General features: G+C 66.0%; 10 protein-coding genes. 9 read left to right on the forward strand and 1 reads right to left on the reverse strand.

All coding sequences use genetic code 11. From position 1 onward, the window contains the following. Nucleotides 1-62: 62 nt before the first annotated feature. Nucleotides 63-488, reverse strand: a complete 426-nt coding sequence (locus tag AB0L75_RS43630; RefSeq protein ID WP_365191858.1) for an ATP-binding protein — start codon at nucleotides 486-488, stop codon at nucleotides 63-65. 207 nt (nucleotides 489-695) lie between these two features. On the opposite strand from AB0L75_RS43630, the gene AB0L75_RS43635 reads away from it, so the two are divergent. The 9 genes from AB0L75_RS43635 (at nucleotide 696) to AB0L75_RS43675 (ending at nucleotide 6,126) form a co-directional block, all read left to right on the forward strand. Continuing rightward, nucleotides 696-1,547, forward strand: a complete 852-nt coding sequence (locus tag AB0L75_RS43635; protein WP_365191859.1) for a helix-turn-helix transcriptional regulator — start codon at nucleotides 696-698, stop codon at nucleotides 1,545-1,547. A gap of 8 nt (nucleotides 1,548-1,555) precedes the next feature. Then, nucleotides 1,556-1,756 (forward strand): DUF397 domain-containing protein, encoded by a 201-nt coding sequence (locus AB0L75_RS43640; RefSeq protein ID WP_365191860.1) that lies wholly within the window; start codon nucleotides 1,556-1,558, stop codon nucleotides 1,754-1,756. Between the two features lie 64 nt (nucleotides 1,757-1,820). After that, nucleotides 1,821-2,561 (forward strand): methyltransferase domain-containing protein, encoded by a 741-nt coding sequence (locus tag AB0L75_RS43645; protein WP_365191861.1) that lies wholly within the window; start codon nucleotides 1,821-1,823, stop codon nucleotides 2,559-2,561. Nucleotides 2,562-2,810: 249 nt separating this feature from the next. Continuing rightward, nucleotides 2,811-3,053: a hypothetical protein gene (locus tag AB0L75_RS43650; protein ID WP_365191862.1), complete on the forward strand. Its 243-nt coding sequence runs from the start codon at nucleotides 2,811-2,813 to the stop codon at nucleotides 3,051-3,053. Further along, on the forward strand, nucleotides 3,025-3,549 hold the full coding sequence (locus AB0L75_RS43655; RefSeq protein ID WP_365191863.1) for a DUF6879 family protein: 525 nt from the start codon (nucleotides 3,025-3,027) through the stop codon (nucleotides 3,547-3,549). The genes AB0L75_RS43650 and AB0L75_RS43655 overlap by 29 nt, the downstream gene beginning before the upstream one ends. Before the next feature lie 15 nt (nucleotides 3,550-3,564). Next, on the forward strand, nucleotides 3,565-4,413 hold the full coding sequence (locus AB0L75_RS43660) for a helix-turn-helix transcriptional regulator (RefSeq protein ID WP_365191864.1): 849 nt from the start codon (nucleotides 3,565-3,567) through the stop codon (nucleotides 4,411-4,413). Between the two features lie 88 nt (nucleotides 4,414-4,501). Continuing rightward, complete coding sequence (locus AB0L75_RS43665) at nucleotides 4,502-4,708, forward strand: hypothetical protein (RefSeq protein ID WP_365191865.1); 207 nt, start codon at nucleotides 4,502-4,504, stop codon at nucleotides 4,706-4,708. A 347-nt stretch (nucleotides 4,709-5,055) separates the two neighbouring features. Next, on the forward strand, nucleotides 5,056-5,193 hold the full coding sequence (locus AB0L75_RS43670) for a hypothetical protein (protein WP_199814055.1): 138 nt from the start codon (nucleotides 5,056-5,058) through the stop codon (nucleotides 5,191-5,193). Beyond that, complete coding sequence (locus AB0L75_RS43675) at nucleotides 5,194-6,126, forward strand: methyltransferase domain-containing protein (RefSeq protein WP_365191866.1); 933 nt, start codon at nucleotides 5,194-5,196, stop codon at nucleotides 6,124-6,126. The last annotated feature ends 90 nt before the right edge of the window (nucleotides 6,127-6,216 follow it).

Raw genomic sequence — 6,216 nt, forward strand, 5'->3', positions numbered from 1 at the left:
CCGACCGCGCAGGCGGCTTGACCCGGTCATTGAAACTCCTTTCCATCGCGGTGATCAACGAGCTACGCCGCCGCAAGTTCGCACCACACGTACTTCCCCCGGTCCCCGAACCGAGCCGTCGGCTGCCATCCCCAGTACTCCGCGCACGCCTTCACCAGCCCCAGCCCCCGGCCGTCCTCCAGCTCCAGCTCCGCCACCTGCTCCAGGGGCCTTGGTGGGTCCGGCGGAGCGGGGTCGGTGTCCCACGCCCCGATCCACACCATCCCCTCCGGGGTGCGCCGGACCCTGAGCGCGGCCGGCCCCTTCGTGTGGCGTACGGCGTTGGAGACCAGCTCCGTGGCGAGGAGTTCGGCGGTGTCCACCAGGCCGATCAACCCGTGCAGGGTCAGGATCAGGCGCAGGGTGCGGCGGCACACCGTCACGGCTCTGAGGTCGTTCGGGATGTAGAGCGTGTAGTCCCAGGACTCGATGGGATCGTTTTCGGGCATGGGTCATCAACTCCGTGCGGTGAGTGGGAAGTTGGCGCGCGGTGGCATTGCCGCAGCCGTCATGGCAGGGCGGAGCGGTGCACTTCCGGTGCGTGTGCGCTTCATCACCGACGGTAGGGCCACAATTTGGGACCACGCAAGTCGTTGCCGTAATCTGCCCCTCGAATGAGGTTGTGCCTCAGGCACGTTGGGCGCAGGGAGGAATACATGGCGCGCAGGAAAGAAGCCACCGCACGCCAGGCACGTCTGGGCGCCGAGCTGCGGAAACTACGTGAGGCCGCAGGACTGAAGGGACGTGAGGCCGCTGCGCTGCTCGGGACCGACTCGACTCAGGTGAGTCAGATCGAGTTCGGCACAGCGGGCGTGAGCGGGGAGCGTGTACGGCGACTCGCCGCGCACTACGCCTGCACAGACGCTGAGTTGATCAAGGCGTTGGTGACCATGGCCATCGACCGGACGCATGGCTGGTGGGAGGAGTACCGGGGCTCGCTTCCCAACTCGTTCCTGGACCTATCAGAGTTGGAGCATCACGCGAGCTACCGATGGGACGTGGATTTCCTGCATGTGCCGGGCCTCCTTCAGACCGAGGAGTACGCGCGCGCCCTATTCTCGTACGTGAACCCGGACTTCCCCGAGAACGAACTGGAACCCTGGGTGGAGCACCGTATGAGGCGCAGGGCCATCATCGAGCGCCCGGAGCCGGTCCCGTACGAGACTGTGGTCCACGAAGCGGCGCTGCGCATCAGAGTGGGCGACCGCACCGCGACCCGGGCGCAGCTAGCCCGCATCCTGGAGCTGTCCGATGCCGCTCACGTAACCGTGCGCGTCATCCCCTTTGAGCTGGACTCGTTCGCCGGTGCCGGAAGCGCCATGGTGTACGCAGGCGGCCCCGTCCCCCAACTGGACACCGTGGTACGCGACGGACCCCACGGCACGCTCTTCATCGACGCCGAAGCCCAACTCGGTCACTTTCGAACGCTCTTCCGTAGAGTGGAAGCAGTGTCACTCGAACCCGAGCGTTCTCGTGACTTCATCCACAAGCTGGCCAAGGAGCTGTGAGGCGCACCATGACCACCCTCTCCAAGTGGCGCAAGTCGTCCTACTCTGGCGGCGGCGAAGGCAACGCGTGCGTCGAAGTGGCCGACCTGGACACCCGCATAGCCGTCCGAGACTCAAAGGCCCCGGCCCAAGCCACCCTCACCTTCCCGGCAACCGCCTTCGCCCCCTTCATCGACGCCCTGAAGTGCGCTGGCTCCACCAAGAGTTGAGAGACCCTCAAGAACTGCACCGGAACCTGACACACCGTTCAACATCATGTGTCAGACTGCCGCGGTGGTAGATCATTCGTTCACCGATCTCACGCTCGCCGCGCTCTACGACGCCCTCAACCCCTGGGGACCGGGTGACGACTTCTACCTCGGTCTGGTGCGGGAGGCCCGCTCGGTGCTGGACATCGGGTGCGGCACCGGACGGTTGCTGCGGCGGGCCCGAACCGAGGGGCACCGGGGCCGGCTGATGGGGCTCGATCCGGCCCCCGCCATGCTCGTACAGGCACGGCAGGCTCAGCCGGACGGCGTCGAGTGGGTGCTCGGGGACACGCGAGTGCGTCGGTGGGACGGGGAGTTCGACCTCGTCGTCATGACCGGGCACGCGTTCCAGGAACTGGTCGAGGACGAGGAGATCCGAAGCTGCCTGCGCGGGGTCAGCGCGGCCCTCGCCGACGGTGGCCGGTTCGTCTTCGAGACCCGCAACCCGGCCGCCCGCGCCTGGGAGCGCTGGACCCCGGAGCGGGTCTACGAGATCACCGACGCCGACGGCACACCCGTGCGGGTGTGGCACGAGGTCCAACAGCCGCTCACCGGGGGCCGGGTGCGCTTCACGGAGACCTACGCCAGCACCCCCTGGCCGACCCCACGCGTCTGCCGCAGCATCCTGCGCTTCCTGGGTCCGGAGGCCCTCACAGCCTTCCTGGCCGAGGCCGGGCTGACCGTCGTCGCACAGTACGGGGACTGGGGCCGGAGCCCGCTCAGCCACGCCGGCCCCGAGATCATCACCGTGGCCCGACGGGCCTAGTCAGGTTCTGTCCGGCGGATCATGTGACCACGGCCGTGTTTTGCATATGGCTCGGGTCTGGCCCCTTCCTCATTTCTCCGGCTGGTTCAGCCTGTTTCCTGCCCCTGTGCTGACTCAGTGCTGGTTGCGTCGATCGGTCGTAAGTCGTCGCCTCCCGTGGCTTAAAGCACACCCTTGACGCGATCACGCAAGCATCGGAAGGGTCCATGCGTAGAAGTCCGTGCAATCCGCATAGCCCGGGAGGCTGCTATGTCGCTACGGTTCATCGCCAAGGACCCGAACACGGACGGGGCGAACTGCCCCACGGTGTGGGTCGACGAGGAGAAGCAAGAGATCGTGTTGCAGGGTTGGACGGTGGACGAGGCGACGCGCGCCGAGTGCCTGAAGACCGGCCCCATCCCCGACAGTGAGACCGTCGTCCGGCTGCCTATGCGTATGATCGCCGCCATCAGGGAGGCTTGTAGTGCCGCAGACGGCTCCACCGTTCAGTGAGCTGCTGGCGAACTGCCAGCGATCCGCCGTGCATCTTGAGATGCACGACTTCTACGACGACCCCGACGAAGCTCCGCGCATGGCCGCGTGGGAGGCCGGGCATCGGCCGGACCCGAACGACCGAGCGTCCTGGTGGCGTCCCTGGCTCGACATGGTGTCCGAGGCGGTTTCCCGTGGTGTCGTCATCCGCCGCGCCCGGATCGTCTCCGAACCGGTGAGCGAGTACACCCGGTACCTCTACGACGGCACGTTCACCAACATCGCCGCCGGTGAGCAGATCCGTTGGCTTCCCCGCCGGAACGCGTCGGATCTGGCACTCCCCGGCAATGACTTCTGGTGCTTCGATGACCGGCTGGTGAGGTTCGGCTACTTCTCCGGTGAGGGCGTGTATCTCGGCGACGAAGTGGACGACCGCCCCGAAGTGGTCAAGCTGTGCGCCTCGGCGTTCGAAGCCGTCTGGGACCGAGCCATTCCGCACGACCAGTACAGGATCTGAGACCGCACATCGCCAATGGCCAGTTCCCCTTCATCCAGCGTCCAGGCAGCCCGTGAGGCCCTAGCGACACATCTCCGGGACATCCGCCTGGACGCTGGCCTGAAGGCCCGTGAGGTAGCGATACAGGCCGGATGGCACCCCTCCAAAGCAAGTCGGCTGGAGAACGCCGTCACGCCCCCCTCGGACGCGGATATCCGCGACTGGTGCCGCATCTGTGGAGCCGACGACCAAGCGGCCGACCTGATCGCCGCGTCTCGCTCGGCGGAGTCGATGTACGTCGAGTGGCGACGGCTCCAGCGCACCGGACTACGCCGACTCCAGGAGTCGTACGTACCGCTCTTCGAGCGCACCCGTACCTTCCGGATCTACTGCTCCAACGTGGTGCCGGGTCTTCTCCAGACTCCCGCATACGCGACCGCGCTGCTCACTGAGATCACCGACTTCCGACAGACGCCCAATGACGTCTCGGAAGCTGTAGCCGCCCGTATGGACCGGGCGCGAGTTCTGCGCGAAGGAGATCACCGATTCGCCATCCTCGTTGAGGAAGCCGTCTTGCGGTACCGCATCGGTGACGCCGGAGTCATGGCCGGGCAACTGGGCCATCTGCTGTCGATCATGTCCCTACCGGCGGTCTCCCTCGGAGTCGTGCCGTTTACCGCCTCAAGGCACATGTGGCCGCTGGAGACATTCTCGATCTACGACAGCGCACAAGCCCAGGTAGAGCTACTGACTGCGGCTGTGAATGTCACGGCGCCGTCGGAGATCGAGCAGTACGCGAGAGCGTTCGAACGGCTGTCGGAAGCGGCGGTCCGCGGGGGCACGGCGCGAACCTTGATCACGAAGGCCATCGAGGCGCTCAGCTAACTCGCGTGCAATTTCGTAGAACTTCGTAGAGCCCCGGTGTGGCCCGTTCCTAGCGTGGTCTGCACGACCAGATGAGGGGCGAGCGATCATGACGAGCGACGCAAGAGCCCGACTGTCCGAGGCGTTCAACCTGTGCGGCAGCAACGGCATGGGGCTGGTGTTCCACGACCCGGATGATCCGTTGGGAACGACGGCCGAAGGGGCGGACGCTCCGCCTCATTCGGACGTGGGGCGTTCGAGCCTTCGGGAACGGGTCGCCGAAGCCAATGCCCGGAGCCGTGGCGAAATCCTCTGATGGCGCGCACCGACCCGCGCCGTCCTCGAACCATCACTCAGGCTCTGTGGCCGTACGGGGAGTACTGCGGAACGTGTGCCGGACACCGCGAAATCTGGTGCCCCATCTGCTTCGGCTTTGAGGGCTGCTGGCGCTGCCACCACCGGCAGAAGGTGCCTTGCCCTACCTGTGCCGGCGGCCAGCTCATGCCCCTTGTCTGGTGATCATTCACCGCTGATCTCCGCCCCTGTCGAACGTGACCCAACCCCGTATCCCTCATGGTTGGGAATCCCGGCAGGGTCGGGCAACACCTCGTTCCGCAGACAGCGGGACGGTTCGAGAGGCACCATCCAACTGGAGGTAATCGAATGCGTAAGCAGTGGCTCACGGCCGAGGACCCCGGCAACCCCCAGGACGACAGCGACAGCGGCAACAAGCACGGCGGCGGCGGGTCGGACGAGGGCGGCAACACCAACGACGGCCAGGGACCAGCGGACGGCCGCTGAATGACCGAGCAGCACGGAACGGACGCCAGCCCCGAGCGGCTGGCGTCCGCGCTGATGGAGAAGGGCGCTCTGTCCTCTGACTGGCTTCCCGCCTTCAAGCGGGCGCCGCGCCACATGTTCGTGCCGGATGTGATCTGGCCGGGTACGGCGGGCGGCAACCGGCAGAAGCGCCGGATCGTTCGTGCCCAGGAGCCGCGCGCATGGTGGGACGCCGTTTACACGGACGCCCCGATAACGACTCAGTGGGACGACGGGACCTACACCGGTGCCGACAAGGACAAGATCCCGACTTCTTCCAACTCCATGCCCACCATGGTCTTTTCGATGCTCGACGCCTTGAGCGTCCACGAAGGTCATCGGGTCTTGGAGATCGGGACCGGCACCGGCTGGAACGCCGCGCTTCTGTCGCACCGCGTAGGCCCCGAGGACGTCGTAACGGTCGAGGTGGACGAAGCCACGGCAGAGGACGCCAGGAAGAGGCTTCAGGAAGTCGGCTTCGTGCCGCTGGCCGTGGTCGGCGACGGAGCAGCCGGATTCGCGCTGGAGGCCCCGTACGACCGGGTGATTGCTACGTGCTCGATCGGCCAGGTCCCTTACGCCTGGGTCCAGCAGACGAAGCCGGGCGGGATCATCGTTGCCCCTTGGGGGCCGACGTACGGCGGGGAAGCGATCGTACGACTCACGGTGAAGTCAGGTGGGACGGCTTCGGGCAAGTTCATCGGGTCGTCGGCGTTCATGCGGCTTCGTGACCAGCGCACGGAGCGCAAGCACGTTCGCGAGTACCTGAAGGGTCAGCCGTGGCCTGCCGATGGCGTCAAGTCGACCACGATGCTTTCCCCAGATGACGTGGGTGACTGGCATGTCATGTTCGCCATCGGGGTGCAGGTGGCCGAGGCGTTCCCGTGGATGGAGGCTTACAAGGACGGCTCTTAGAGGTCGTTTTCATCTGCAGTGTGGTAATGCATCCATGTTTGTGCGGGGCAGTGGTCTGGTGTTGATGAGGGTGCTGAGTCGGTCGTGTTT

Origin of the sequence: Streptomyces sp. NPDC052101 (assembly GCF_040680235.1) — a bacterium.
Classification (GTDB): Bacteria; Actinomycetota; Actinomycetes; order Streptomycetales; family Streptomycetaceae; genus Streptomyces.